Below are 25,982 nucleotides of genomic sequence, written 5' to 3' on the forward strand. Positions count from 1 at the left end.
GCGCTACAGTGCCGGTGCACCCACCAGCAGCAGTTCCAATACGAACCAGCCGACGAACGCCACCAGCAGGATCACGCCTTCGCCACGGCTGATCTTCAGGTCGCCACGCAGCATCGGATACAGCACCAGGGCAAAGGCCAGCAGCGCGGGCAGTTCCAGGCGCACGAACGATGCCGGCAGGGCCAGCGGCTGCAGCGCCGCCATCGCGCCGATCACCAGCAGCAGATTGACCGCGCTGGAGCCGAGCACGTGGCCCAGCACCATGTCGCCATGGCCACGCCGCGCGGCGGCGATGGCGGTGGCCACCTCCGGCAAGGCCGTGCCGATCGCAAGCGGCAGCAGGCCGACCAGCAGCGGCGTCCATTCAAGTGCGACGCCGAAGTCGGCCGCCGCGCCAACGACCAGCCGCGCCCCCCAGTAGAGGGCCACCACGGCCACCAGCACACGCAGCACATTCAACGGCAGGCTGGTGCGGCTCAGCGCCGATCGTGCGATGGCCGCCTGCACATCGGCGGTCTCACTGCGGCCACGGCGCATCAGCACGGCCTGCATGACGACGAAGCCGGCCAGCAGCACGACACCTTCCCAGCGCGCGAGGCGGCCATCCAGCCCGAACAGGATCAACAGAACGCCGGCCCCCAGCAGCGACCACCAGAGCACGGTCTGCAGGCGTGCGCGCAGCAGCAACGGGGCCGCGATCGCCGCGATCGCCAGGGTCAGGCCCAGGTTGGCGATGCTGCTGCCCACCGCGTTGCCCAGCGCCAGTTCCGGCTGGCCCACGGCCAGCGCGCGGGCGTTGACCACCAGCTCCGGCATCGACGTCGCCACGCCGAGCAGCAGCAGACCCGCCGTGAACGGGCGGGCACCGAAGCGCTGGGCCAGGCCGGAAACGGCCTTGACGATGGAGTCTCCGCCGAGCCCCAGCAGCAGCAGGCCAAGCAGAAACCAGGCGATGGCAATGGCGATCATCGAGCACTCCCCCAGCGGTCGTCGCGCGATTCTACGCTTGGCCCGGCCGCGAGGCTGGGCGCTGCATCAAGGATCAGCCACAACCTTCGGTGTAATCGACCTGCGGGGTCTGGCCGACCCGCCACGCGCTGACCCGGCCGTCGGGCCCCAGGGCGAAATCGATCACCGCCGCACCTTCCTGCGCCGGACGCACGCGCAGGTGCTGGGCCTTGTCGTCGTACTTGTCGGGACCGACATCGGCACGCTCCGGGTACAGCACCTGCAACTCGCCCAGGGTCATGCCGACCCTGCCGCCGCCCGGCGCGGTGATGGCGGCGCTGCGCACGTCATAGCGGACCAGCTTGCGGCCTTCGATCATCAGGCGTGGGTCATCAGCCTGCTGCGGACGCAGGAAATAGCAGTCCTCGTTGCCGTCGTCGGCCGGCAATGGCCTGCCTGCCGCATCGCTGCCCAGCCCCTGCAGCGGCGCGCCGAAGCCGCTGCGCACCTCGGCGATGCCCGCACCCAGCGCCACCCCGCCGAAACCGTCCAGGCGCGCGGGGCTGTCGGCGCGGGCATCGTTGGCCGGCCGTGACGCCAGGTCCGGATCGGCCGATTGCGCCGGGCCGGTGGCACTGGCGGTCTCGGCCGGCGAGTCGCTGCCGCTGCCGGCCGCTCCCTGTTTGTCCGAACCACCGCCACAGGCGGTCAGGGACAGCAGCATCAGGCCAGCCAATGGCAGCAGCTTCATCGGTATCGCTCCAGGAGGGATGGGCGGACGCTACCGCAGGCCGCGTGCAGGCGCTGCATTGTCATCGCTGTTTCATCGCCTTCGTTCAGGCTCGGCGTGCACCGTCCTGGCTGTCCCATCCATGCAACCGCGCAAGACCGATCTCGCCCGAACCGCGCTGCAGGCGCACCGCGCGCCGCTGGACATGCGCCAGCGCCGGCTGCTCATCCTGTGCGATGGCCAGCGCAGCGTCACCGAGCTGAGCGGGCTGATGGGCCAGGAGACGCCGGCCATGCTGATCCAGCTGATCCATGCCGGCTATCTGGAAACCGACGCCCCGCCTCCCGCGGCGGCGGCATCCGGGCGCACACCTGCCCGGCCGCAGGCACCCGCGCCTGCGGCCACGCCGATCGAACGGCGCCGCTCGCTGGTCGCCTCACGGATCTATCTGCTGGGCATCCTGGAGATGCAGCGGCATCCGCAGGCAGCGGCTCTGTTCCGCGACCTGCAGCAGGCACGTGCGCAGACCGATGTGCTGCAGGTGCTGCACTCGGCGTTGCAGGTACTGCCCGCGCTGACCTCCGAAGGCTACTGCGAACGCGTACGGCAGCGGCTGCTGGAAGTCCTGCCGCTGGAGCACTGCGACGCCTTCACCGATGCCGCATGAGGCTCATCGGAAGTTGTTGCGCAGCCCTGCCCAGCACTGCTGGTAATCGGCCTGCCGGTGCCCGGCATCAAGCGCCTGGGCGGTCGGGCGGATCACCGCGCGGGTCTCGAACATGAAGGCCATGGTGTCCTTGACCACGTCGGGCTTGGACAGATCGGCACTGGAGGCCCTGTCGAAGGTCGGTGCATCCGGTCCGTGGCCGCTCATGCAGTTGTGCAGGGAGGCGCCGCCCGGCACGAAGCCTTCGGCCTTGGCATCGTAGGCACCATGCACCAGGCCCATGAACTCGCTGGCGATGTTGCGGTGGAACCACGGTGGTCGGAAGGTGTTCTGCGCCACCAGCCAGCGCGGCGGGAAGATGGCGAAATCCATGTTGCTGGTCCCTGCTGTGTCGCTGGGCGAATGCAGTACCAGGAAGATCGACGGGTCCGGGTGGTCGTAGCTGATCGAACCGAGGGTGTTGAAGCGGCGCAGATCGTAGCGGTACGGCGCGTAATTGCCGTGCCAGGCGACCACGTCCAGCGGCGAATGGTCGATCGGCGCGCGCCACAGGCGTCCTTCGAACTTGGCGATCAGTTCGAACTCACCGTCGAGGTCCTCGAAGGCCGCATGCGGGGTTTCAAAGTCGCGCGGATTGGCCAGGCCGTTGGCGCCGATCGGCCCCAGATCGGGCAGCTTCAGCAGGGCGCCGTAGTTCTCGCAGATGTAGCCCCGGCTCGGGCCATCAGGCAGCTCGACGCGGAAGCGCACGCCACGCGGAATCACCGCGATCTGCTGCGGTTCGATCTCGATCACGCCAAGCTCGGTCAGCAGGCGCAGCCCACCCAGCTGGGGCACGATCAGCAGTTCGCCGTCGGCATCGTAGAAGTAGCGGCCAACCATGTCCCGGTTCGCGGCATACAGATGAATGCCGACGCCGGCGTGGGCATCCGGCGAACCATTGCCGCCCATGGTGTACAGCCCTTCGACGAAGTCGGTGGGCAGTTCCGGCAGCGGCAGCGGGCTCCAGCGCAGCTGGTTCGGCGAGGCCGGCTGCGAGCCGAAATCGCACTGCAGGCGCGATTGCGCGAACGGGGTGAACTCACCATGGCTCACCGCCGGGCGGATCCGGTACAGCCAGCTGCGCCGGTTGCTGCCGCGCGGCGCGGTGAAGGCGGTGCCGGACAGCTGCTCGGCATACAGGCCATGGGCCACCTTCTGCGGCGAGTTCTGCCCGACCGGCAGCGCGCCGGCCACGGCTTCGGTGGCGAATTCGTTGCCGAAACCGGACTGGTAGCCACGGGCGGTGATGGAGGTGGACATGGGGGCTCCTGGAACGGCAAGGCCGGAACGGAAAGCCGCCGGGCATGGCCCGGCGCTACCGCTGAGAGTGCAGGTCTGAAACGTTACAGCACGCCGCGGCGGATCTGGTCGCGCTCGATGCTCTCGAACAGCGCAGTGAAGTTGCCTTCGCCGAAACCTTCATTGCCCTTGCGCTGGATGATCTCGAAGAAGATCGGGCCGATGCAGTTCTGGGTGAAGATCTGCAGCAGCTTGCGCTGGTGGGTTTCCGGATCGGCGTCGATCAGGATCTTGTTCTTCGCCAGGCGCGGCACGTCCTCGCCATGGTTCGGCACGCGCTGGTCGATCACGTCGAAGTAGGTGTCCGGTGTGTCGAGGAAATCCACACCCTGCGCACGCATCGCCTCGACGGTCTCGTAGATGTTCTCGGTGAAGCAGGCGATGTGCTGGATGCCCTCGCCCTTGTAGGCGTCCAGGTATTCGTTGATCTGGCTCTTCGGATCGGACGATTCGTTGAGCGGAATGCGCACGATGCCGTCCGGCGCGGTCATGGCCTTGGACACCAGGCCGGTCTTCAGGCCCTTGATGTCGAAGTAGCGGATCTCGCGGAAGTTGAACAGCCGCTCGTAGTAGTCCGACCACTGCTGCATGTTGCCGAAGTACAGGTTGTGGGTCAGGTGGTCGATGAAGGTCAGGCCGAAGCCCACCGGATGCTGATCGACGCCGGCGATCGGCTCGTAGTCGCCGTCGTAGATGCTGCCGGCGCTGCCATAGCGGTCGACCAGGTACAGCATGCAGTCACCGATGCCCTTGATGATCGGCGCGCCGACCGCCTTGCTGTCCGGCTTGAAGCCGATGGCCTCGGCACCGTTGCCCAGCGCGGTCTGGTAGACCTCCTGGCCCGGCTTCTTGAAGCGGATGGCGAAGCCGCAGGCGCACGGACCATGCTTTTCGGCGAAGTCGGCAGCGAACGAATCCGGGTCTTCATTGACCAGGAAGTTGACGTCGCCCTGGCGATAGACGGTAATCGGACGCTGCTTGTGCCTGAGCACCGCCGTGAAGCCCATCCTGCGGAAGTAGTCGTGCAGCTCCTGGCCGCGGCCGGCCGGGGCAGCAAACTCGACGAACTCGAAACCATCGATGCCCATCGGGTTCTCGAAGGTGGTGACCTGCATGCCCGGATTGGGATGCGAGGAGGGCTGGACTGCGGTATTCATGGCGGGGCTCCGAATCGGTACCGCATCGGTACAAACCAGGTGCGGGCAGGTAACGACCCGGCGAGAATGCAGGGTCTGGACCCAACCCTTATAGTTACACTTGAAACCACCAGCAAGGTGCACCGCAACATGAGCCCCGCCGATCCCGCTTCGACACGCCTGCGTGCATCGCACGTCCTGCTCGACCTGGAACAGTTCCTGCCCTACCGGCTGAGCGTGCTGTCCAACCGGGTCAGCGGCAACATCGCCAAGCTGTACGGTGATCGCTACGGTCTGGCCATTCCGGAATGGCGGGTCATCACCATCCTGGCGCTGTATCCCGGGTCGTCGGCCAGCGAGGTCTCCGACCGCACGGCGATGGACAAGGTGGCGGTCAGCCGCGCGGTGGCGCGCCTGCTCGAGCGTGGCTTCATCAAGCGCGAGACCCATGGCGACGACCGTCGCCGCTCGGTCCTGGCCCTGTCGGCAGCGGGCTTCGAGGTGTACGAGACCATCGCGCCGCTGGTGATCGAGATCACCCGCAAGCTGATGTCGGTGCTGAGCGAGGAGGAGGAACAGCTGCTGGAGACGCTGATCCTGCGCCTGGCGGGCGATGGCCTGGAACGGATGGGCGAAGGCGTCTGAGGCGTGCCGCCGGGGCTCGGCCCCGGTCTCAGGACAGCACGGTTCAGCTCAGGTGCTTGCGCCGCGCATGGATCCACGGCACTGCGAGTGCACCGATCGCGCCACCGGCAAAGCCCAGCGACGCGGCAACCGTGGCCGCTTCGACCGCCCCCGGCAGAGCCAGCGCGGCAGCCACCAGCAGCAGCGACGGCACGCCGACGAAGGTGCCGAGGAAGAAATGCCAGCGCGGCGACCACGTGTTGAGCTGCAGCAGGCTGACCGGTTGCCATGCTTCGCCGGCTGCGTCTTCGGCCATCTTCGCCACCACCTTGCCCAGATCCACCTCGGGCAGCGCGCGTCCCTGGCGCGCGGTCGCCAGCGCCTCGGCAACGGCGTCCACGGGCGGGAACGCGGACGGCCATGGCACCGGTGCGGGCACCCCGTACGCCGTCAACAGCGGCACGCTCAGCCATGGCGCGACCAGTGGACGCATGCGACGGCGAGCGTGCACGCACCAGACCTGCGACTGGCCATGCGCGACCACGCTGTACAGCGCCAGCTCGGTGGCCGCCGGATAGCCCAGCATGGTCACCCGCGCGGCCAGGCTGTCCTGCCCCACGGCACGCAGGAAGCCCGCGCGGCTGCGCCCCTCCTGCATCCACGCCACGCCCAGCGCCCCGACCAGAAAGGCTTCGGCCACGTCCCTGCCGCCCGCAGTGGCGCGTTCGTCACTGGCCAGGTACCACGCCAGCGACTTCGGTTCGGCCACATCCGGCAGGCCCCAACGGCTGTCGTCGCCCAGCACATGACGCACCGGCAGGCGTGCGGCCGCGGTCTCGCCACGTTCTCCCGGCTGCAGGAACGGCAGCACGCCCTGGATGAAGGTGGACAGCTCGATGGCGCGTACGCCGTTGCCCTGCCATTCCGGCGGCAGCAGGCCGGCCAGCTGGCCCTGCGACGCCAGCGCATCGAGTCGCGATTTCTGTTCCACCAGCATCTGCACCGCGCCCTTCAGCACGACGTTGTCAGGCAGTGCGATCTGCGGCAGGCGATGGTGCGGCGGGGCCGCTTCGGGGGCACTGTCGCCGATGCCGACGTCATCCAGCAGTGCGTCCTGCGCCGGCAGGGTCACGCCCTCGCCAGCACCACCCTCGCCCAGGCTGCTGGCAGGATCGGGCAATCGTTCGGCGTGGTCGCTGTGCATGGGCGTTCCAGTAGGGTGCGTCGACGTCGGGTCGACCGGGAGCCTTGCCGGTAACGGCGTGCGTGCGATGAAATTGAGGCGGCGATGCTGGGAATGTGACGGCGCGCGCATCCGCCGGGCATGGCCCGGCGCTACCGATCAGGCGCCCACTGCTTGAGGAAGGCCATCACCTGCGCCGGCAGGTAGGTCTCGCCCCTGCGCATTGCCGCCGTTGCCTGCGGTGCCAGCAGGGTGCCGTCGGCATCGAGCACCAGCAGGTAGGGGTAGTCGCGGCCCATCTCCGGGAACTGGCCGAGGAAAGCGCTGTTGGGCTTCTCGTCGCTCTCGTTGACCTTCACCCACACGTAGTGGGCATCGCGGAAACGGCGCAGGTCGCCATCCCCCTCCACGATCTGGTCCAGCGCATGACAGCGGTCGCAGCCGGCGTTGCCGACCTCGAGGATGATGCGCTTCTTGCCACGCTGGGCTTCCACCTTGGCGGTGGCCAGATCGTCGGCGGGGTCGCGGGCCGGGTCGAACTGTGCACTGAGCCCGGCGATGGCGGCGATATCCGCCGCCACCGGGGTGTTGCCCGAGGCCACCGGTTCGCTGGGGTCAGCGACCGGTGGCTCGGTGGGACGGGTATCCAGTGGCTGCGTCGGCCCGGTGGCGGCGGGTGGCGGCGGTTGCGAACACGCGCCGATCAGCGCCGCACAGACCATCCCCATCGCACCACCGAGCTTCGTACGCATGCCAGCTACCCTCTCATCACTTGACGCCGTGCATCAGCTTGTTGATCAGCGGGGCGATCAGGAACAGCACCACGCCGGAACCGATCAGGGCCCAGAAGCCGAAGGTGTACCCCTTCAGTGCCGAATCGATCGTCATGCCGCCTTCACCACTGACGGCGCCGGCGAAGATGCCCGACAGGTTGTTGCCGATGCCGGTGGACAGGAACCAGCCACCCATGCCGAAGCCGACCAGGCGGACCGGGGCCAGCTTGGTCACCATCGACAGGCCGATCGGCGACAGGCACAGCTCACCGACGGACTGGATGACGTAGACCATGAACAGAGTCCAGAACGGGATCTTGCCGTCCACGACCATCTGCGACAGGGCAAACATCAGCAGGGCGAAGGCCGCGCCGTTGAACAACAGGCCCAGGCCGAACTTGCGCGGGATGGACGGATTGGCGCGACCCAGGGCCACCCAGATCCAGGCGATCAGCGGCGCCAGGGTGATGATGGCCACCGAGTTCACCGACTGGAACCACGCGGTCGGGAAGGTCCAGTTGCCGAAGTCACGGTTGACGATGTTCTCGGCCAGGAAGGTGAACGAGCTGCCGGCCTGTTCGAAGAACATCCAGAACATGACGTTGAACGCGAAGATGATCAGCATGGCGATCACGCGGTCGCGCTGCACCTTGCCCTCGCGGATGCCTTCGACCAGCAGCAGCACGGCCAGCGCAGCGAACATCACGCCCAGGATCCAGGCCAGCGCGGTGGCGCCGGTCGCCAGCAGGAAGTAGGCGACCGGGATGGCCACCAGCGCGCCCACCAGCACCATCACGATGCGACCGAAGCCTTCGGCACCGGCCGGCGGTGCGCCGATGCCCTTCAGGCCGGCCCGGCCGATGTAGAACCACACCAGCGAGATCAGCATGCCCACGCCGGAGGCGATGAACACGACCTTGTACGACGGCATTTCCGAAGTGCCGAACACCTTGCGGGCCAGGTACTCGGTCAGCACCGGGGCGATCATCGCGCCGATGTTGATGCCCATGTAGAAGATGGTGAAGCCCGAATCGCGGCGCTCGTCCTTCAGGCCATACAGCTTGCCGACCATGGTGGAGATGTTCGGCTTGAACAGGCCGTTGCCCACGATGATCGTGGCCAGGCCGAGCTTGAACAGATGCTCTTCCGGCAGCGAGATCATGAACAGGCCGGCCGCCATGATGATCGCGCCGGTCAGGATCGAGCGCTGGTAGCCCAGCACCCGGTCGGCCACGTAGCCGCCGAAGATCGCCGCCGCGTACACCAGCGCCAGGTAGGCACCGTAGATGCGGCTGGCATCGCCCTCGCCGGCGGCGTTGCCGTTGTAGAACTGGGCGACGATGTACAGCACCAAGGCCCAGCGGATGCCGTAGAACGCAAAGCGTTCCCAGAACTCGGTCATGAACAGCATCCACAGCGGGCGCGGGTGGCCCAGCGTGGTCTTGAAGTCCGGCAGCGCCGGCTCCGGGGTGTTCGCAGTGGCGTTTACGCTCATGCGGGATTCCTGGTTCGGTGGATGACGAGCACGTCCGATGTGCAATGGAGCAACGCGCGAGGATCACCGACTTGTGGCGTTCACGTCAAATACACGCCGTTTGAGGCAGGTGCCCGCCTGCTCGCTGAACTTGCATCTGAAACGATCCAGCCGCCGGCCGGGATCCGGATGAATGGGGATCAGCCCAGCTCCGGCGGGGGCGCGGCCTGCAGCGTGGTCCGCACCTGGAACAGCTCGGGGAAGAAGGTCAGCTCCAGCGCCTGGCGCAGGAAGCCGACCCCGGACGAGCCTCCGGTACCACGCTTGAAGCCGATCACCCGCATCACCGTACGCATGTGGCGGAACCGCCAGAGCTGGAAGGCCGTCTCCAGGTCCACCAGGTCCTCGCACAGCGAATACTCGCGCCAGTAGCGGTCGGTGTCCTGGTAGATGCGCTCGAAGACCGGCTGCAGGGCGTCGTCGGCCACATGCGGCTGGGTCCAGTCGTGGGTCTCGTACATCGCCGGCACGGCGTGGCCGAAGCGGGCCAGGTACTTCAGGAATTCCTCGTACAGGCTGGGTGCCTCCAGCACGCTCCGCAGCTGCGCCTGCCCGGCCGGATCATGCTCGAACACCTGCAGCATCTGCGCGTTCTTGTTGCCCAGCAGGAACTCGATGTAGCGGTACTGCAGCGACTGGAAGCCCGAGGAAGGCCCCAGCACGTCGCGGAAGCCCATGTACTCGGACGGGGTCAGGGTTTCCAGCACCGACCACTGCTCGGTGAGCTGGCGCAGCACCTGCTTGCTGCGGGCCAGCACCTTGCGGCACTGCCAGACTTCATCGCGCTGCAGGAAGCCGATGGCCGCGCCAAGCTCGTGCCCCAGCAGCTTCAACCACAGCTCCGACGTCTGGTGCTGGATGATGAAGAGCATCTCGTCATGGTGCGGCGGGTTGGACAGCGGCTGCTGGGCACTGAGCAGCTGGTCCAGCCGCAGGTAGCCGCCGTAGGTCAGCCGGCCGTGCAGGTCGGTGTGGATGCCGGCTTCGAGATCGCGTTGGTTGTTGTCGACGGACATGGGCGGGACCAGATCGGGGGCGGCAAGGGTAGCGCGTTGCCGCCGCGCTGGCAGCCGGAGGATCCATACCGGGCCGTGCGGTGGGCCGTGGATCACCCGGCGATGGCGCGCCCGCGCGTGGAACCGTTTGCGACGTTGCACCGGCAGTCAGCCGGAGGCGTATTCTGATGCTATGCAGCAACGACTGAATACGTTGTTGTTATTGGCCCTCCACCCGCCGGCAGGGGTACAACGGGGAATCGCCGTGTTGCGCCGCAGGAAGGCTATTTCGTACGCGTTCCTTAACATGGCGATTCATATCATTTGTAACTTCTCTGTCGAAGGTGCAGTACGCGATGACGGTTGCCGCTGAATTCAAGATCGAATACCTGCAGTATCTGGATGCGGACGGCACGCTCGTCCGCGACGACCTGCCCGAATCCCTGAAGGATCCGCGCGTCCTGGTGCCGCTGTTCAAGCAGATGCTGTACGTACGCACGTTCGACAGCAAATCCATCGCCCTGCAGCGCACCGGCAAGCTGGGTACCTATGCCGCCTGCCTGGGTCATGAGGCGGCGCACGTGGGCATCGGCGCCGGCATGCGCGAAGGCGACGTGCTCGGCCCGAGCTACCGCGAGTACGGCGCGATGTTCATGCGTGGCGTGCGCCCGTACGACGTGCTGATGTACTGGGGCGGCGACGAGCGCGGCAACGACTTCACCGGCAATGCGGTGAAGGACTTCCCGTTCTGCGTGCCGATTTCCACGCAGTGCCTGCACGCTGCGGGCGCCGCGCTGAAGTTCAAGCTCAACAACGAGCAGCAGGTCGCGGTGGCGGTGTGTGGCGATGGCGGCAGCTCGAAGACCGACTTCTATGCCGCACTGAACTCTGCCGGTGCCTACAAGCTGCCGCTGATCCTGTGCATCGTCAACAACGGCTGGGCCATCTCGGTGCCGCGCTCGGCGCAGACCGGCGCCGAAACGCTGGCACAGAAGGGCCTGGCTGGCGGCCTGCACTGCCTGCAGGTGGACGGCAACGATCTGATCGCGGTGCTGGCGGCGATGGAACAGGCGCGCGAGCGCGGCCTCGCCGGCGAAGGCGGCACCGTGCTGGAACTGATGACCTACCGCCTGTCCGACCACACCACCGCCGACGACGCGCGCCGCTACCGCGACGACGCCGAAGTGAAGGATGCCTGGACCCGTGAGCCGATGCTGCGCCTGCGCAAGTACCTCACCGCCCAGGGCGTGTGGAGCGAGGATGAAGAAAAGGCCTGGGTGGAGCAGTGCGGCGCCAGGGTCGACGAGGAAGTGAACCAGTACCTCAATACCCCGGTGCAGCCGGTCGAGGCGATGTTCGACTACCTGTATGCCGATCCGCCGCCGGATCTTCTGGCCCAGCGCGCGGCCGCCATTGCCCTGGAGCAGCGCCATGGATGACATCAAGACGGGCGCTTCCGCTTCCCAGGCCAATGCCGCCGACAGCGCTGCTGTCGCTGGTGGAGACATCGCAATGACCGCTACCCCCATCACCCTGATCGAAGCCATCACCCAGGCGCTGGCCTGGGAGCTGGAACACGACCCGTCGGTGCTGGTGCTGGGCGAGGACGTGGGCGTCAACGGCGGCGTGTTCCGCGCCACCGCCGGCCTGCAGCAGCGCTTCGGTGCGCAGCGCATCCTCGACACCCCGCTGGATGAAACGACCATCGCCGGCCTCACCGTCGGCCTGGCCGCGCAGGGCATGAAGCCGGTGGCCGAAGCCCAGTTCGATGGCTTCGTCTACCCGATGGTCGACCACATCATCTGCCACGCCGCGCGCCTGCGCACCCGTACCCGTGGCCGCCTGCACTGCCCGATGGTGCTGCGCGTGCCGTGGGGCGGTGGCATCCGTGCGCCGGAACACCACAGCGAAGCCAACGAATCGATCTTCACCAACGTGCCGGGCCTGCGCGTGGTGCTGCCGTCCAGCCCGCAGCGCGCCTATGGCCTGCTGCTGGCCGCCATGCGCGATCCCGATCCGGTGATCTACATGGAGCCCAAGCGCATCTACCGCCAGTACAAGGAAGTGGTCGTCAACGACGGCGAAGCCCTGCCGCTGGACGTGTGCTTCGTGCTGCGCGACGGCACCGACGTGACCCTGGTCGCCTGGGGTGCGCAGGTGAAGGAAGCGCTGGAAGCGGCCGACAAGCTGGCTGGCGAGGGCATCAGTGCCGAAGTCATCGACGTGGCCACGCTGCGTCCGCTGGACTTCGCCACCATCGCCGAGTCGGTGTCCAAGACCGGCCGCTGCGTGATCGTGCAGGAGGCCCCGAAGACCGCGGGCTTCGGTGCGGAAATCGCCGCGCGTCTGGCCGAGGAATCGATGTACGACCTGCTGGCCCCGGTCGAGCGCGTTACCGGCTACGACACCCACATTCCGCTGTTCCGCCTGGAGATGAAGTACCTGCCGAGCGTGGACCGGATCGTGACCGCGGCCAAGCGCGCGGTGGCGGCAGGCTGACATGCGGGCCCGCCTCCTTGGGGCTTACCGCAGCCAGTATCCCAACCCGCTCCGGTTCCGCACCGGCCAGATCGTCGAAGTAGGCGTACGTGACGAGGAATGGCCGGCGTTTGCCTGGGTACGCACCAGCGATGGACGCGCCGGCTGGGCGCCCGTCGCCTGGCTGCAACTGCTGGACGACGGTCGCGCCGAAGCCCTGCGCGATTACGACGCCCGCGAGCTGGATGTGGAAAGCGGCGAGATGGTCAAGCTGCATCACGAACATGGCGGATGGTGGTGGTCCGAGCGCGCCAATGGTGCGACGGGCTGGCTGCCGGCCCGCGAACTGGAACTGCTGGAAGAGAACTGCAAATGAGCCAGACCAAGAATTTCAACCTGCCCGACCTGGGCGAAGGCCTGCCGGACGCGACCATCGTCGAGTGGTTCGTGAAGGAAGGCGATGTGATCAAGCTGGACGAGCCGCTGGTGTCGATGGAGACCGCCAAGGCCGTGGTGGAAGTGCCGTCGCCGGTCTCCGGCAAGGTGCTGAAGCTGTCCGGTGCGGCCGGTGACATCATTCCGACCGGCTCGGTGCTGGCCAGCTTCGAGATCGACCCGAACCTGCCGCAGCGTGCCGATGGCCAGGACACCGGCCACAGCCACGGCCATGCGCCGGCACCGGCTGCGGCCGCAGCACCGACCCCGCCGCCGCTGCCGACTCCGGCACCGGCCGCCGCCGAGGACGCCAAGGCCGAGCGCGATGACGCCGGCACGGTGGTCGGCGCGATGCAGAGCTCCAATGCCGTGCACACCGAACAGGCGCTGGCCGTCGGTGGCGTCAAGGCCGTACCGGCGGTGCGTGCGATGGCCCGCAAGCTGGGCGTGGACCTGAGCCGCGTGCGCGCCACCGGCAGCGATGGCGCGGTGACCATGGCCGACGTCAAGCAGGCCGCCGCCAACGGCACCGCCAAGCTCGGCGCCGCGCCGGCCCCGGCTGCCGCTGCGGCCTATGCCGCGCCGGCCCCGGCGCAGGTGTCTGCACCGGTACAGAACGAAACCCGCACCCCCTTGTCTGCGGCAGGCAAGCCGATGCGCACGCAACCGCCGGGCGTGGTCGCCAAGGGCCAGCCGGAACCGCTGAAGGGCGTGCGCCGCAACATGGCGCGGGTGATGGCCGATGCGCACAGCAAGGTTGTACCGACCACGCTCAACGACGACGCCGACATCCATGCCTGGCTGCCCGGCAACGACGTCACCGCCCGCCTGGTGCGTGCCATCGTGGTTGCCGCGCAGAAGGTGCCGGCGATGAACGCCTGGTTCGATGGCGAAGCGCTGACCCGCACCCTGCACGCGCAGGTGGACATCGGCATCGCCGTGGACACCGATGACGGCCTGTTCGTGCCGGCCCTGCGCAACGCCGACATGCTGGACGCCCGTGGCATCCGCGAAGGCGTGAACCGCCTGCGCGAGCAGGTGGAAGCGCGCTCTATCGCGGCCTCGGAACTGAGTGGCTACACCATCTCGCTGTCCAACTTCGGCATGTTCGCCGGCCGCTACGCGACCCCGGTCGTGGTGCCGCCGTGCGTGGCCATCGTCGGTGCCGGCCGTGCCCGCCATCAGATGACCCCGGTGATGGGCGGCGTGGAAGCGCACAAGGTCATCCCGCTGTCGGTCACATTCGACCACCGCGCAGCCACCGGCGGCGAAGCTGCCCGCTTCCTGCGCGCGATGATGGACGACCTGGCCCTGGCCAGCTGATCGACGACCATCTCTGAAACACAAGAAGCGCCGGGCAGTGCCCGGCGTTTTTTGTGCGCGCTCTACGGTAGAGCCAAGCCCATGCTCGGCAGCTTCTTGCTGGTCAACCGAAGGTGGGCGGAACCACATCCGGGAAAAGGGGAACCGGCAGGTACCGGCTCCCCTCATTTCAACCGCGCGCGGGCAGGCCCTCGGCGCGGCTGTACACACGCAGGCGGTGACCATCCGGATCAACACCCACGAAGGTATGCCCGAATTCCAGGGTGACCGGGGCCTGCACGATCTGCACGCCGAGTGCGCGCCACGCGTCGTGCATCTGCTGCACAGCCTCCGGGTTGGCAACCACCATCGCCAGTTCCGCGGCGCCGGCCTGCGTGGACACCGGTGGCTGCACGTCATCGCGCTGCCACAGGCCGAGCGCGGCGCCGTCGCCAAGCAGGAACAGGGCAAAGCCGGGCGACTGCTCGATGGGGGGTGTGCCGAGGATGCCGCTGTAGAAGGTGGCGCTGGCGGCGACATCGCTTGCGTACTGCAGCAGGGTGCTGGGCCTGAACATGGGGACGCTCCGTTGTTGGGAGCCTTCATGGTGGTACCGCCCTGCTGACAGATTCTGTCAGCAGCATCGCGATTGTTCGCCCGCTGTTCGCCAAGCTCGAAGGCCGTCGAGCAAGCCCGGCACTACGAACGATCCAACCAGTCCGGTGCGATGCCCTGGGCCTTCTGCCAGCGCCGCAGCAGGATCGCGCGTGGCACGTGATAGCGATCCTCCAGCGCGCGCACCTGCCGGATGCGGTCCAGCCGGAAGTGGCGGAAGTCTTCGCGGCTCTCGCACCACGCCGCCAGCATCGGAACTTCGTCGAAGTAGCCCAGCGCGAAGGGCCAGACGATGCGCTCGCTGCGCTGGCCGTGCGCATCTTCGTAGCCGAACTTCAGGCGCTGCTGTGCGCTTACGGCTTCGCGCACCGCCTGGAGCCGGGCCGCCGGCACCTTGGCCGCTGTTCGTGAAGGGCCCACGCGCAGACCGCTGTCACGCAGTGCCTCGCGGCGGGCGGCGGGCAACACATGCGCGATGCGCGCCAACGCATCACGGGCAGCCTCGGCCAGCGCCGGCTCGGTGCGGGCCGCCACCCAGCGCAGGCCCAGCACCAGCGCGTCGATCTCGGCCGGTGGCAGGGTCATCGGCGGCAGCGTGTCGCTCGGCGCGAGCTGGTAGCCGACGCCGGCCTCGCCGCGCAGGTCAGCGCCCTGCCCGCGCAGCGTCTCGATGTCGCGGTACAGCGTACGCAGGCTGATACCCAGCGCATCGGCCAGCACCTGTCCGGCCACCGGCCGTCGATGGCGGCGCAGCAGCTGCAGCAGCTGGGTCAGGCGCAGCGCACGCGACATCAGCCGACCAGTGCGCTTGATGTCACCACGTGCTCACCCGGTTGCGGGGCCAGCGCGGCTCCGGTCAGTGCCTTGGCGATCTCGGCGGCTGGATTGATCCGCCATGCCCGCGGCAGTGCCGGCCCCAAGGCACCGAGCACCGCCAGTGCGAAACGCTCGCCACGACGGACCTCGGTGCGCTCGCCGCCGATCAGTCCAGGCCGCACCAGGGTCAGCGAGGCGAAGCCCAGCGCGCGCAGGTCACGCTCCAGCTCGCCCTTCACCCGGCTATAGAAGATCGACGACTGCGGGTTGGCACCGGCGGCGGAATTCAATACATAGGTCTTCGCGCCCTGTGCCTGTGCGAGGCGGGCGAACGCCAGCGGATAGTCATGGTCGATGCGGTGGAAGGCCGCGCGGCTGCCGGCCTGGGCGATGGTGCTGCCCAGTGCGCAGATGACCGCGTCCACGCGCGCCCACTCAGGCGAGGCCGGCAGCGCGTCAAAGGCCAGCACCGGGTTCTCCAGCTTCCCATGGGTCAACGCCAGCGGACGCCGGGTGGGCGCGATCACGGCGCTGCAGCGCGGGTCGTCCAGCAGCCCGGGCAGTGTCAGCCCGCCGACCAGGCCGGTCGCCCCCAGCAACATCACGCGCATCACCACCTCCCGTGCGGCATCCTGTCGCCCATCCTAGCCGTTCAAGCCATCGGCAGCCGCGCCGATATGCTGGAACCAGACCCTGCCAGCCCCAGGATTCGCTCCATGACGGACCACCCCGATCCGCGCCCCGCCCCCGGCACCGCCCTCGGTCCGCCGGCACGCGTGCGCGCGGTTGCCGACGCGGGTGAGGGCGAGCGCGTGGTCCTGCAGGGCGGCAGCAGCGCAAGCCTGCAACGGCTCTTTGCCGGTGCCGATGCGCCGGAGCCGCTGCTGGCCGCGTTCGCCAATGGCATGGCGACGCTGCCGGGCGAACTGGGCGACATGGGTGATCGCCTGCAGTCCGCGCAGGCCAGCGCCGACTGGCCACGCTACGGGCGGGCGATGCGGCAACTGATCGACAAGTACATCCGCACCATCGACCAGCATTCACCGGATGGGCAGCCCGACAGCCTGCGCCTGTCCGAACAGCTGCGCCTGCTGCTGGGCGGCGCGGTAGTGGCGCTGCTGCAGCACGACCCGGACCTGCGCGAGCAGGCGCAGGCGCTGTCCCTTCGCCTGCGCCACTGGCAGCCGGGCAGCGCCCTGGAGCCGATCGAGCAGGGTGTGCGCGAGCTCGGCCATCAGATCGGCGTGCGTGCCGGCAGCTGGCAGGAACAGCAGGCGCTGCTGCTGGAGCTGTTCGCACTGCTGCTGGAGAATGTGAGCGAACTGCTGGACGATCGCAGCTGGCTGCAGGGCCAGATCGCGGCGGTGCGGCAACTGCTGTCCGGCCCGCTGCAGGCTGAGGCGGTTGAACGAACGCGTGCCGAGCTGCGCGAGGTGATCTACCGGCAGGGCCTGCTGCGCCAGGGCATCGACGACTCCAAGGCGGCGATGCGCGGACTGATGGGGGATTTCATCGAACGCATGGATGGCATGGCCACCAGCACCGGTGAATACCATGACCGTATCGGCAGCTACGCACTGCAGCTGCGCGAGGCGCGCAGCATCGCCGATCTGAACCAGCTGCTGCAGGAGGTGATGCGCGATACCGGCAAAGTGCAGCAGCAGGCCGCGCAGGCACGCGACCACCTGGCCGCCGCACGGCTGGATGTGGAGCGCGCTGAACAACGCATCGCCGAGCTGGAACAGGAACTGCGCATGGCCGGCGACCTCGCGCGCATCGATCCGCTGACCCAGGCACTGAACCGCCGGGGCCTGGACGAACTGCTGCAGCGCGAGCTGGCGCGCGCCGAACGCAACAACACGCCGCTGGGCGTGGCGGTGATCGATCTGGATGACTTCCACCAGACCAACAACGCGCATGGTCACGCCGGCGGTGACGCGCTGCTGCAGCACATGGTGGCGGTGTGCAGGCTGCTGCTGCGCGCCACCGATGGCATCGCGCGGCTGGGCGGCGACGAGTTCGTGCTGGTGCTGCCGGAGACCCCCGGTGCGGACAGCATGGCCACCGTGCAGCGCCTGCAGCGCTCACTGGCGCATCGGGTACTGACCGTGCAGGACCGGCGCGTGCCGGTGCATTTCAGTGCCGGACTGGCGCAATGGCAGCCCGGCGATGACAGCGAGGCGCTGCTGCGACGGGCCGACGAGGCGCTGTACGCGGCCAAGCGGCAGGGCAAGAACCGCGTGCAGGCGGGCTGAAGCGCTCCGCCGGGCATGGCCCGGCGCTACCGCCGCCCGTCCGGCGACGCGGCTACTTCCCGCGCAGCTTCTGGATGCCGGTCACCGCCGCCAGCACGATGGCGCCAGCGACGATACCCACCACCATGTTGGCAACCGCGCCGATCAGCCAGCCCCACTGGCCCTGGCCACCGAGCGCCTGCACCGCGTGGTGCAGCGCCGGCACGTTGTGCACCAGAATGCCGCCGCCGACCAGAAACATGGCCACGGTGCCGGCGATCGACAGGAACTTCATCAACCACGGCGCCGATGCGACCAGGCCGCGTCCGAACGCTGCGACCGCTCCGCCCTTGCGCGAGAGGTACAGGCCCGCGTCGTCCAGCTTGACGATGCCGGCAACCAGTCCGTAGACGAACACCGTCATCGCCAATGCGACCACCACCAGGGTGAGCACCTGCTGGGAGAACGAGGCGGCGGCAACCACGCCCAGTGTCAGGACGATGATCTCGGCAGAGAGGATGAAGTCGGTACGGATCGCACCTTTCACCTTGTCCTTCTCCCACGCCACCATGTCCACCTGCGCATCGGCCAGCGCCCTGCGCCGCTCGGCCTGGTGCTCGGCGTCCTCGTCCGCCGAATGCAGGAAACGGTGCGCCAGCTTTTCCACCCCCTCGAAGCAAAGGAATGCGCCACCGATCATCATCAAGGGCACGATCAGCGGCACGTTCCAGCCACGACCATGCAGCCAGGCTTCCAGGGCGCTGATCGCCAGCGCGGCCGGAACCAGGATCACCTTGTTGAGCAGCGAGCCTTTGGCCACCGCCCAGACCACAGGCAGTTCACGGTTGGCAGAAACACCGGTTACCTGCTGCGCGTTCAGCGCCAGGTCGTCGCCAAGCACACCGGCCGTCTTCTTCGCGGCCACCTTGGTCAGGATCGAGACGTCATCGAGCAGCGTCGCGATATCGTCGAGCAGGGCAAACAGGCTGGCACCGGCCATGGGGGTTCCAGGAGGGAGGATGGACGGATTCTGACCGATCCAACGGCCCGGGAGGAAGTGGATTCACCGCGTGCCTACCCTGCCCCGGCCAGACTGGCGAGGTGATCCCGTTCCGCCGGGCATGGCCCGGCACTACCGGTCGTTGTCCACAAGGAGTGCCGTTTGAACAATCCGCCCACCGCCACTGGCAATCCACCGCTGGTAAAAGGCATGAGCCGACGCAGCCAGATCCTGCGCCTGCTGATGCGCTACCGTCATTCGGGGGTGTTCTCCGGCATGAACCTGGACGCAGCCGGCAGCCAGGCCGAGGTACCGGCCGACGGCAATCCCGAGCAGTTCGTCAGTGACCTGGAAGCGCTGGGGCCGACGTTCGTCAAGCTGGGCCAGATGCTGTCCACACGTCCAGACATGGTGCCGGTGGAGTTCGCCACGGCACTGGAGCGCATGCAGGAGAAGGTGGCCGAGATTCCGGTCGAACGCATCCATGCCATCGTCGAGCAGGAGCTGGGGGCACCGGTGAGCAAGCTGTTCGCGGCCTTCGACCCCGAGCCGCTGGGCTGCGCCTCGATCGCCCAGGTCCATCGTGCGGTGATGCATGACGGCCGGCAGGTCGCGGTGAAGGTGCAGAAGCCGGAGGTCGCCGCGCAGCTGCGTTCGGACCTGGAAGCGTTGCGCAGCTTCGCTCTGGCCGCCGATCACCTGACCCAGGTCGGCCGCCGGGTGCGCCTGCGCGACTGGCTCAACGAGTTCGCCAAGACCCTGATGCAGGAGCTGGATTACCACGCCGAGGCCGAGAACCTGGCCCGCTTCGGCCGCCATCTGCGGCCCTTCCGGCGCCTGTGGGTCCCGCAGCCGATCTGGGATTACAGCAGCCAGCGCGTGCTGACCATGGAACTGGCCACCGGCGTACGCGTGGACGCGATACCCGGCGTACGCCGTACCGAGCAGTCGATGGACCCGTTGGCAGCCGCGCTGATCCGGGGCTACCTGGACCAGATCTTCGTGCATGGCGAGATCCACGCCGATCCCCATCCGGGCAACCTGCGGGTGATGCCCGATGGTCGCCTCGCCATCTTCGATCTGGGCATGGTCGCGCACATGCCACCGCGGCTGCGCGAGCGCCTGCTGAAGATCCTGTTCGCCGCCGTCGATGGCCGCGGCGAAGAAGTGGCGGACGATCTGATCAGCATCAGCACCCGGCTGGAAGCCTTCGACGAGGAGCGTTACCTGCGCGAGACCGGCCAGTTGATCGCGCGCTATGCCGCCAGCGGCAACTTCTCCGAGGGACGCGTGGTGCTGGACATGGTGCGCATCGCCACGGCCTGTGGATTGCGTACGCCGCCGGAACTGAGCCTGCTGGGCAAGGCGCTGCTGAACCTGGAGACGGTCTGCCGCCTGCTCGCGCCCGAACTGGACACGCGCCGCATCGTCGAGCGCCAGCTGCAGCATGTGATGCGCGCGCGCCTGAAGAAGTCGCTGTCGGCCGCCAACCTCGCCAGCGAGGCAATGGAGCTGCAGCAGCTGCTGCGCGATGGGCCGCGCAAGCTGTCGGACATCATGGCCCTGCTGGCCGAGAACCGCCTGCAGATGAAGGTGACCGGGCTGGAGGAATCACGGCTGATGGAGAACCTGCAGAAGATCGCCAACCGCGTGGCGGCGGGCATCATCAGCGCAGCGCTGATTCTCGCCGCATCGCTGATGATGAAGCTCGATACCGGCTGGCATGTGTTCGGTTACCCGGCGATCGCGCTGGTGCTGATGCTGATCGGCGTGGCGTTGGGGCTGGGCATCGTCACCAGCGCGCTGTTGTTCGATCGGCGCGCGCGGGCACGCGAGGAACGCGGCCATCGATGAGCGGAGTGCGTGGTGCGCGATATGTGCACCTGCGCCATACGTCCATCTCCGAAGTGCCGCATTCATGCGGTTCTTAATGCAATCCAACGCGCATTTTCACGCTCGTTTTACTTGATCGCGCTGTTACCGCACGCGGTCGATCAACAAACATTTCAGTCAGGTTCGTGCATGCACTATCGGGTCATCGGCCTGTCATGCACACATGCTAGCGGCAGCGCCGGTCGGATGGACACGCGTCGGTACGACGTCCATCGCACCACCCCGTTCACTGCCGAAGCCGCCTATGCTCTGGATCCTTCTGCTGTCGTTGTTGCTGCTGGTCTGGCTGTTCCTCGCTTCCGACAAATGGATGTGGTGGAAGGCCGGTTCGTTCTCACTGCTGTTGCTGGCGCTCAGCACGTGGTGGCTGATCGACAAGCTCTCCGGTGACGGACTCAACGCCGCCACGCTGTACCACCTGGGTGCGGACATGGAGGGTGCCGGCGTCGCCGACTTCAAGGGCTACATCGCCGGCTTCATCGTGCTGGCCCTGGTTTCGCTGCTACCGCTGTTCGCCACGCGGGTCCGCCGCTGGCATCGGCCCGGACGGGGTGCGGCCTGGTTCGCCGGCTTCGCCGTCGCATGGGTGGTCACGCTCATGGTCAGTCCGCTGGCGCGCGACGGCCAGCGTCTTTACCAGCAGCTGCGACCGGTTGATTTCGCGCGCATCGCGCCGGAATACCAGGTGCCTACCCAGCCGTTGCAGCGGCCGCGCAACATCGTCTGGATCTACGGCGAAAGTCTTGAACGCACTTATCTGGACGAGAACGTGTTTCCCGGGTTGATGCCCAATCTCAATCGTCTGGCCGCCAGGTCGTTGGATGTGCGCGGCCTGGCATCGGCCGAAGGCAGTGGCTGGACCATCGCCGGGCTGGTGGCATCGATGTGCGGCGTGCCGCTGACCACCTCGCAGGGCGATGAGAACAGCATGGACCGGATGGGCAGCTTCCTGCCCAAGGCCGTGTGCCTGGGCGACTACCTGAAGCAGCAGGGCTACACCAACCATTATCTGGGCGGCGCCAACGGCCAGTTCGCCGGCAAGGGCCAGTTCCTGGCCAGCCACGGCTTCGACGAAGTACATGATCTGGCGTGGTTCAAGCAGCAGAAGAAGATCGGGCGCATTCACTACTCTGCTTGGGGCGTACACGATGACGTGCTGCTGGACACCGCCTACCAGCGCTTCGAGCAGCTCTCGCGCGCCGGCGCACCGTTCATGCTGACCACGCTGACCATGGATACGCACCATCCCGCAGGCCACCTGCCGGTGTCGTGCAAGGGCGAACGCTACCAGAGCCAGTACGGCAACATCGGCCTGCTCAACGCGCTCAAATGCACCGACCGCCTGATCTCGCAGCTGGTCCAGCGCATCCAGGCCAGTCCGTACGGCAAGGACACGCTGATCGTGATCGCCTCGGACCATCTGGCGATGCCCAACGATCTCAGTCACGTGCTGGCCAGGCAGAAGCGCGAGAACCTGCTGCTGTTCCTCGGTGATGGCGTGGCGCCGCGCCAGCTGGCGGCGGAGAACGGCTCGACGCTGGACTCCGGCGCCACCCTGCTGGGCCTGCTCGATCCGGGCCTGCGCACGATGGGCTTCGGCCGCTCGCTGCTGGACGAAACGCGTGCCCCCAGTGCCAGCGTCGCGGCGCGTCGCGATGGCGGCCGCGATTACCCGCAGTACCTGGCATTCGCCCGGTCCCTGTGGCTGGGCGAGCCGACCCGCGAACTGAGGATCGACAACGACGACCAGGTGGTGGTGGGCATGCAGCACGTGCAGCCGCCGGTCCTGCTGGAGTACGACAAGGACTGGAGCCTGAAGTCGGTGTATCTGGAGAACACGTCCCGCCAGTTCGACGATGCCGATCCGGACAACACCCTGGCCTATGTGGATCGCTGCACCGCATTCGAGGATGGGTCGGCCGACGGCGACTGGTGCGCCTTGCTGGTGAACCGCGACAACGGCATCAAGCTGTACCGCGACGACGACCTGCGTGGTGGCATCGCGGTGGACGCGCCGCTGGATGCGTTCCAGGGACCACGCCCGAGCGTGCGCCAGGCCCACATGATCACCCAGAAGGGCCGCCGCACCCGCGCCGGCCAGTACATGCTGCAGCTGGTGGCAAGCACGCGCCCGGATCGCGGTTTCTGGATCGAGGCCGTGTCATCGCAGCGCAAGGTGGTGCTGGCCCAGCAGTGGGTCCAGCCTGATGCCGACGGCAAGATCAATGTGTCCTTCGGACTGGATCATGAAGTGGACGATCTGGAGATCCGCGCCTGGTTGAATCACGCCGAGAAGCTGGCCGTGGATACCTTCGCGCTGGTGCCTTCGCGCAGCCGACCGCGGGGATAGGGTTTTCTGCAGGGCTGCGCCCTGCACCTGCTGCAAGCTGGAGCAAAGGCAACAGCAACAGCAACAGCAACAGCGTGCATTCCGTGGGATGGCGGGGCGGTGTAGGTTGGCAGGACACGCCGTAAACCCATCCATGGGGGCTCGATGGCGCCATCCATGGCGCCAACGGTCCTGCCAACCCACACCGCCCTACCTCTGACGGTTTCCGGCAGCCGTAGGCAGGTGGCGACCTTGGTCGACACTTCTGTCAGATATCGAAATCAATCTGGGGTCAGATCCGGTTTCTGCGGAAGAAAACGGATCTGACCCCAAAAGCAATTCCAGCAGATCGCGGAAATCTGTCGAAGGCGGGGTGGGTCCGGTTGCGGGGGCGTGAGCCGCACGGATGCGGCGACCGAGCTTACATGGACGTACTTGCAGCGGCCCCCGCAACCGGACCCACCCCGCCATCCCATGGAATGCTTGGTGTTGCTGTTGCTGTTGCTCCGGCCTCGGCAGGTGCAGGGCGCAGCCCTGCCGGGAATCCCCTACTCCTGGGGGTCGCGGGTGATGTGGATGTCCGTTGGCGTGGACAGCGGAATGTTCCGCTCCGCCAGGATCTGCAACAGACTGAAATACAGATCGCTGCGGGTGCCGTACACCTGCCGTGGGCTGGCCACGTAGGCGAAGCTGTTGATGGTGATCTGGCCGCCGGCAATGCCGTCGATGTACACCGTCGGCGCGGGCGTCTGCAGCACGCTGGTGTGCGCGCCATAGGCATCCAGCATGGCCTGCCGCAGGCCGGCGACGTCGGTGCTGGTCGGTACCGCGAACTGGATCTGGATGCGGCCCTGGTTGTTGCCCATCGTCATGTTGCGGATGGTCTTGGTGATCAGCTCCGAGTTGGGCACGATCAACGTGGACTTGTCGCCCACCTGGATCTCGGTCGAGCGCACATTGATGCGGCGGATGTCGCCTTCCTGGTCACCCAGCTTCACCCAGTCACCGATCTTCACCGGTCGCTCGGCCAACAGGATCAGGCCGGAAACAAAATTCTGGGTGATCGCCTGCAGGCCGAAACCAATACCCACCGACAACGCACTGACCAGCAGCGCCAGCTTCTGCAGGTTCAGGCCCATCACCGTCAGGGCCCACAGCACCGCGATGATGATGCCAAGATAGCGGGCGACGGTGCTGATTGAATTGCGCGCGCCCAGATCCAGTTCGGTCTTGGGCAGGTAGGTGTCGGCCAGCCAGCGCTGCACCACCTGCATCACCCCCAGCCCGGCCAGCAGCACGCCGATGGCCAGTACGATGCGGCCCGGCTCCAGCGTCAGGTCCTTGGCGATGGGAATGCCATTGGCCAGCGACGCGAAGCGCTCCACGATCGAGCCGACATTGCCGAAGGGCGCGGCCAGTGCCAGCAGCGCGATCAGGACCACGAAGGTGCGCAGCACCGCCGACAGCAGCACGCCGGCCTGCTCCAGCCTGGAGACGCTCAGGCCGGTGCTGAGCAGGATGGTCTGGCCAACCTTGCTGTCGGCGTTCAACAGCCAGGTGCAGAAATCATCGACGAACTTGAACAGCAGGGTGGCTGCCAGCACCACGATGCTGCCGCCGATCAACTGCTGGTTCACGAACTTGGCGAAGTTCACATAGCCCAGCAGCGTGGCGATGATCGCCGCCACCACCGCGATGTTGCCAGCCACGCGCGCCAATACCAACCAACTGCTGCGGCGCACCGGCTGCTGTGCGCCGAGACCATCGGCCTGCGCTTCCAGCTTCGCTTCGGCTTCGGCCGTCTGCCGCCGGTGCAGGCGTGCCAGGGTCACCAGCATGGCCATGATCAGGCCGAGGTAGGTCAGCGCAATCACGCCATCCAGTGCCACCGTGGTCACGTCGCTGGTGCGGGTGGCACGGTCGATGGCCACCAGCACGTTGCTCAGCCAGGCCAGCGCAGCGGCACCCCAGGCGTACTTGCGCAGCTTCAGCGCGGCGGTGTCATCCAGGTTCAGCAGCCGCCAGGAGGGGCGCCTGGGCATCAGCAGGCACGCGCTGAGCGCGGCGATGAAGGCCGCAGCGAAGGTCGCCGCCACCAGGCCATCGGCCACGTTCTGCAGGCGCGGGGCGATGCCGCCAATGGCATTCAGCGAAGCCACCAGCACCACCACCGCATAGCCCGGCAGCAGGGTGCCCACCAGCAGCAGCCACATGGCCAGGCCGGAACGGCGCAGGCGGCCGTCCGGCGCGCGTTCCGAGGCGGCAAACCGGCGCCCCAGCGCGCGCAGCCACAGGCGCAGCGGGAACATCATCACCAGTGCTCCGGCCAGGCCGAGCAGCAGGGTGCCCCAGCCGTGGGTGTCGATGGCCTTGGCCAGGGTGTCACGCCCCTGTTGCGCCAACGGGCGCACGCGGGCGATGTCATCGGGAAGCTGATCGGCCACCTGCCGCCAGAGCGACGGCGACAGCGGTGAATCGACCTTGCGGCCCAGTTCCTCGCTGATCTGCGCGGAACGTTGCTTGTCGATGTCCGCACTCAACTGCTGGGCACGCACCGCGATGGCTTTGGCTTGGGCCACCGAGGCGGCCAGGGCATCGCTCTCGCGGCTGAGCGTACGTCGCTGCGCGGCCAGGTCGGGGGGCTCGGTGGTGCCCTGCGGCGCTTCACCCAGCTGGGCCAGCTGCTCTTTGAGCTGGTCCAGCTGTGGCTGCAGGGACTTTTCCAGCGCCTCGGCATCCCGCTTGGCCTTCGAGGCGTTCTCTGAAAGCGTGCCGAGTGTTTCGGTGGCTTCGGCGTCGTCACGCTTGCGGTCGATCTCCTTCAGCGCGCTGTCAATCTGTGCCAGCTGCTGCTTCGGCGTAGGCGCCTCGTTCTGCGCGAGCACCGGCGCGGACAGCAGAAGGACGGCACCCAGCAGCAGGCCCAGCCAGGGCCCGCGCATGCGGATC

At 67.4% G+C, this 25,982-nt stretch carries 22 protein-coding genes; 9 read left to right on the forward strand and 13 right to left on the reverse strand.

Annotated elements, in window-relative coordinates:
- Positions 1-3 precede the first annotated feature (3 nt).
- Positions 4-969 (reverse strand): sodium:calcium antiporter, encoded by a 966-nt coding sequence (locus tag ACVOME_RS00935; RefSeq protein WP_481504599.1) that lies wholly within the window; start codon positions 967-969, stop codon positions 4-6.
- 73 nt (positions 970-1,042) lie between these two features.
- A complete protein-coding gene (locus ACVOME_RS00940) occupies positions 1,043-1,699 on the reverse strand; it encodes a hypothetical protein (RefSeq protein ID WP_053515542.1) in 657 nt (218 codons plus the stop codon).
- Positions 1,700-1,820: 121 nt separating this feature from the next.
- On the opposite strand from ACVOME_RS00940, the gene ACVOME_RS00945 reads away from it, so the two are divergent.
- A complete protein-coding gene (locus tag ACVOME_RS00945) occupies positions 1,821-2,345 on the forward strand; it encodes a hypothetical protein (RefSeq protein WP_262101380.1) in 525 nt (174 codons plus the stop codon).
- A gap of 3 nt (positions 2,346-2,348) precedes the next feature.
- Here the strand turns inward: ACVOME_RS00945 and hmgA are convergent, their stop codons facing one another.
- Together hmgA and hppD are read right to left on the reverse strand one after the other, a co-directional pair.
- The gene (hmgA, locus tag ACVOME_RS00950; protein WP_481504600.1) at positions 2,349-3,647 is read right to left on the reverse strand and encodes a homogentisate 1,2-dioxygenase; all 1,299 of its coding nucleotides are present in this window, start codon (positions 3,645-3,647) and stop codon (positions 2,349-2,351) included.
- 83 nt (positions 3,648-3,730) lie between these two features.
- Positions 3,731-4,843, reverse strand: a complete 1,113-nt coding sequence (gene hppD, locus ACVOME_RS00955) for a 4-hydroxyphenylpyruvate dioxygenase (protein WP_481504601.1) — start codon at positions 4,841-4,843, stop codon at positions 3,731-3,733.
- A gap of 129 nt (positions 4,844-4,972) precedes the next feature.
- Between hppD and ACVOME_RS00960 the strand changes: the two genes are divergently transcribed.
- Positions 4,973-5,467 carry a MarR family winged helix-turn-helix transcriptional regulator gene (locus tag ACVOME_RS00960; protein ID WP_065174367.1) on the forward strand — a complete coding sequence of 165 codons (495 nt, stop codon included), beginning with the start codon at positions 4,973-4,975 and terminating at the stop codon, positions 5,465-5,467.
- Positions 5,468-5,510: 43 nt separating this feature from the next.
- On the opposite strand, the gene ACVOME_RS00965 is transcribed toward ACVOME_RS00960, so the two are convergent.
- The 4 genes from ACVOME_RS00965 to ACVOME_RS00980 all read right to left on the reverse strand — a co-directional run bounded on the left by ACVOME_RS00965 (position 5,511) and on the right by ACVOME_RS00980 (position 9,952).
- Complete coding sequence (locus ACVOME_RS00965) at positions 5,511-6,650, reverse strand: hypothetical protein (protein WP_481504602.1); 1,140 nt, start codon at positions 6,648-6,650, stop codon at positions 5,511-5,513.
- A 131-nt stretch (positions 6,651-6,781) separates the two neighbouring features.
- Positions 6,782-7,381 (reverse strand): thioredoxin family protein, encoded by a 600-nt coding sequence (locus ACVOME_RS00970; protein ID WP_053519849.1) that lies wholly within the window; start codon positions 7,379-7,381, stop codon positions 6,782-6,784.
- A 16-nt stretch (positions 7,382-7,397) separates the two neighbouring features.
- Positions 7,398-8,897: a peptide MFS transporter gene (locus ACVOME_RS00975; protein WP_053519850.1), complete on the reverse strand. Its 1,500-nt coding sequence runs from the start codon at positions 8,895-8,897 to the stop codon at positions 7,398-7,400.
- A 179-nt stretch (positions 8,898-9,076) separates the two neighbouring features.
- Positions 9,077-9,952 (reverse strand): tryptophan 2,3-dioxygenase, encoded by an 876-nt coding sequence (locus tag ACVOME_RS00980; protein WP_053519851.1) that lies wholly within the window; start codon positions 9,950-9,952, stop codon positions 9,077-9,079.
- Positions 9,953-10,287: 335 nt separating this feature from the next.
- Between ACVOME_RS00980 and pdhA the strand changes: the two genes are divergently transcribed.
- Genes pdhA through ACVOME_RS01000 form a run of 4 tightly spaced genes read left to right on the forward strand, consistent with a single transcriptional unit; the run spans position 10,288 to position 14,167 of the window.
- Positions 10,288-11,370: a pyruvate dehydrogenase (acetyl-transferring) E1 component subunit alpha gene (gene pdhA / locus ACVOME_RS00985; protein ID WP_053519852.1), complete on the forward strand. Its 1,083-nt coding sequence runs from the start codon at positions 10,288-10,290 to the stop codon at positions 11,368-11,370.
- Positions 11,363-12,430 (forward strand): alpha-ketoacid dehydrogenase subunit beta, encoded by a 1,068-nt coding sequence (locus ACVOME_RS00990; RefSeq protein WP_053519853.1) that lies wholly within the window; start codon positions 11,363-11,365, stop codon positions 12,428-12,430. Before pdhA ends, ACVOME_RS00990 begins: the two co-directional genes overlap by 8 nt.
- A 1-nt stretch (position 12,431) precedes the next feature.
- A complete protein-coding gene (locus tag ACVOME_RS00995; RefSeq protein WP_053519854.1) occupies positions 12,432-12,785 on the forward strand; it encodes an SH3 domain-containing protein in 354 nt (117 codons plus the stop codon).
- Positions 12,782-14,167, forward strand: a complete 1,386-nt coding sequence (locus ACVOME_RS01000; RefSeq protein ID WP_053519855.1) for a dihydrolipoamide acetyltransferase family protein — start codon at positions 12,782-12,784, stop codon at positions 14,165-14,167. Before ACVOME_RS00995 ends, ACVOME_RS01000 begins: the two co-directional genes overlap by 4 nt.
- A 169-nt stretch (positions 14,168-14,336) precedes the next feature.
- On the opposite strand, the gene ACVOME_RS01005 is transcribed toward ACVOME_RS01000, so the two are convergent.
- The 3 genes from ACVOME_RS01005 to ACVOME_RS01015 form a co-directional block, all read right to left on the reverse strand.
- On the reverse strand, positions 14,337-14,723 hold the full coding sequence (locus ACVOME_RS01005; protein ID WP_111186830.1) for a VOC family protein: 387 nt from the start codon (positions 14,721-14,723) through the stop codon (positions 14,337-14,339).
- 122 nt (positions 14,724-14,845) lie between these two features.
- Positions 14,846-15,553, reverse strand: coding sequence for a helix-turn-helix transcriptional regulator (locus ACVOME_RS01010; protein WP_065174363.1), 708 nt, complete (start codon positions 15,551-15,553; stop codon positions 14,846-14,848).
- Positions 15,553-16,188, reverse strand: a complete 636-nt coding sequence (locus ACVOME_RS01015; protein WP_053519858.1) for a Rossmann-fold NAD(P)-binding domain-containing protein — start codon at positions 16,186-16,188, stop codon at positions 15,553-15,555. The genes ACVOME_RS01010 and ACVOME_RS01015 overlap by 1 nt, the downstream gene beginning before the upstream one ends.
- Positions 16,189-16,293: 105 nt before the next feature.
- Between ACVOME_RS01015 and ACVOME_RS01020 the strand changes: the two genes are divergently transcribed.
- Positions 16,294-17,832 (forward strand): GGDEF domain-containing protein, encoded by a 1,539-nt coding sequence (locus ACVOME_RS01020; RefSeq protein ID WP_053519859.1) that lies wholly within the window; start codon positions 16,294-16,296, stop codon positions 17,830-17,832.
- A 52-nt stretch (positions 17,833-17,884) separates the two neighbouring features.
- Here ACVOME_RS01020 and ACVOME_RS01025 read toward each other — a convergent pair whose 3' ends face one another.
- Positions 17,885-18,811 (reverse strand): DUF808 domain-containing protein, encoded by a 927-nt coding sequence (locus ACVOME_RS01025; protein ID WP_053519860.1) that lies wholly within the window; start codon positions 18,809-18,811, stop codon positions 17,885-17,887.
- Positions 18,812-19,021: 210 nt separating this feature from the next.
- On the opposite strand from ACVOME_RS01025, the gene ACVOME_RS01030 reads away from it, so the two are divergent.
- Positions 19,022-20,665 (forward strand): ABC1 kinase family protein, encoded by a 1,644-nt coding sequence (locus ACVOME_RS01030; RefSeq protein WP_227255316.1) that lies wholly within the window; start codon positions 19,022-19,024, stop codon positions 20,663-20,665.
- 283 nt (positions 20,666-20,948) lie between these two features.
- On the forward strand, positions 20,949-23,054 hold the full coding sequence (locus ACVOME_RS01035) for a phosphoglycerol transferase I (protein WP_346480341.1): 2,106 nt from the start codon (positions 20,949-20,951) through the stop codon (positions 23,052-23,054).
- Positions 23,055-23,581: 527 nt separating this feature from the next.
- On the opposite strand, the gene ACVOME_RS01040 is transcribed toward ACVOME_RS01035, so the two are convergent.
- Positions 23,582-25,975 (reverse strand): DUF3772 domain-containing protein, encoded by a 2,394-nt coding sequence (locus tag ACVOME_RS01040; protein ID WP_262219057.1) that lies wholly within the window; start codon positions 25,973-25,975, stop codon positions 23,582-23,584.
- Between the last annotated feature and the right edge of the window lie 7 nt (positions 25,976-25,982).

The sequence above is a fragment of the Stenotrophomonas sp. STEN008 genome, assembly GCF_056760435.1.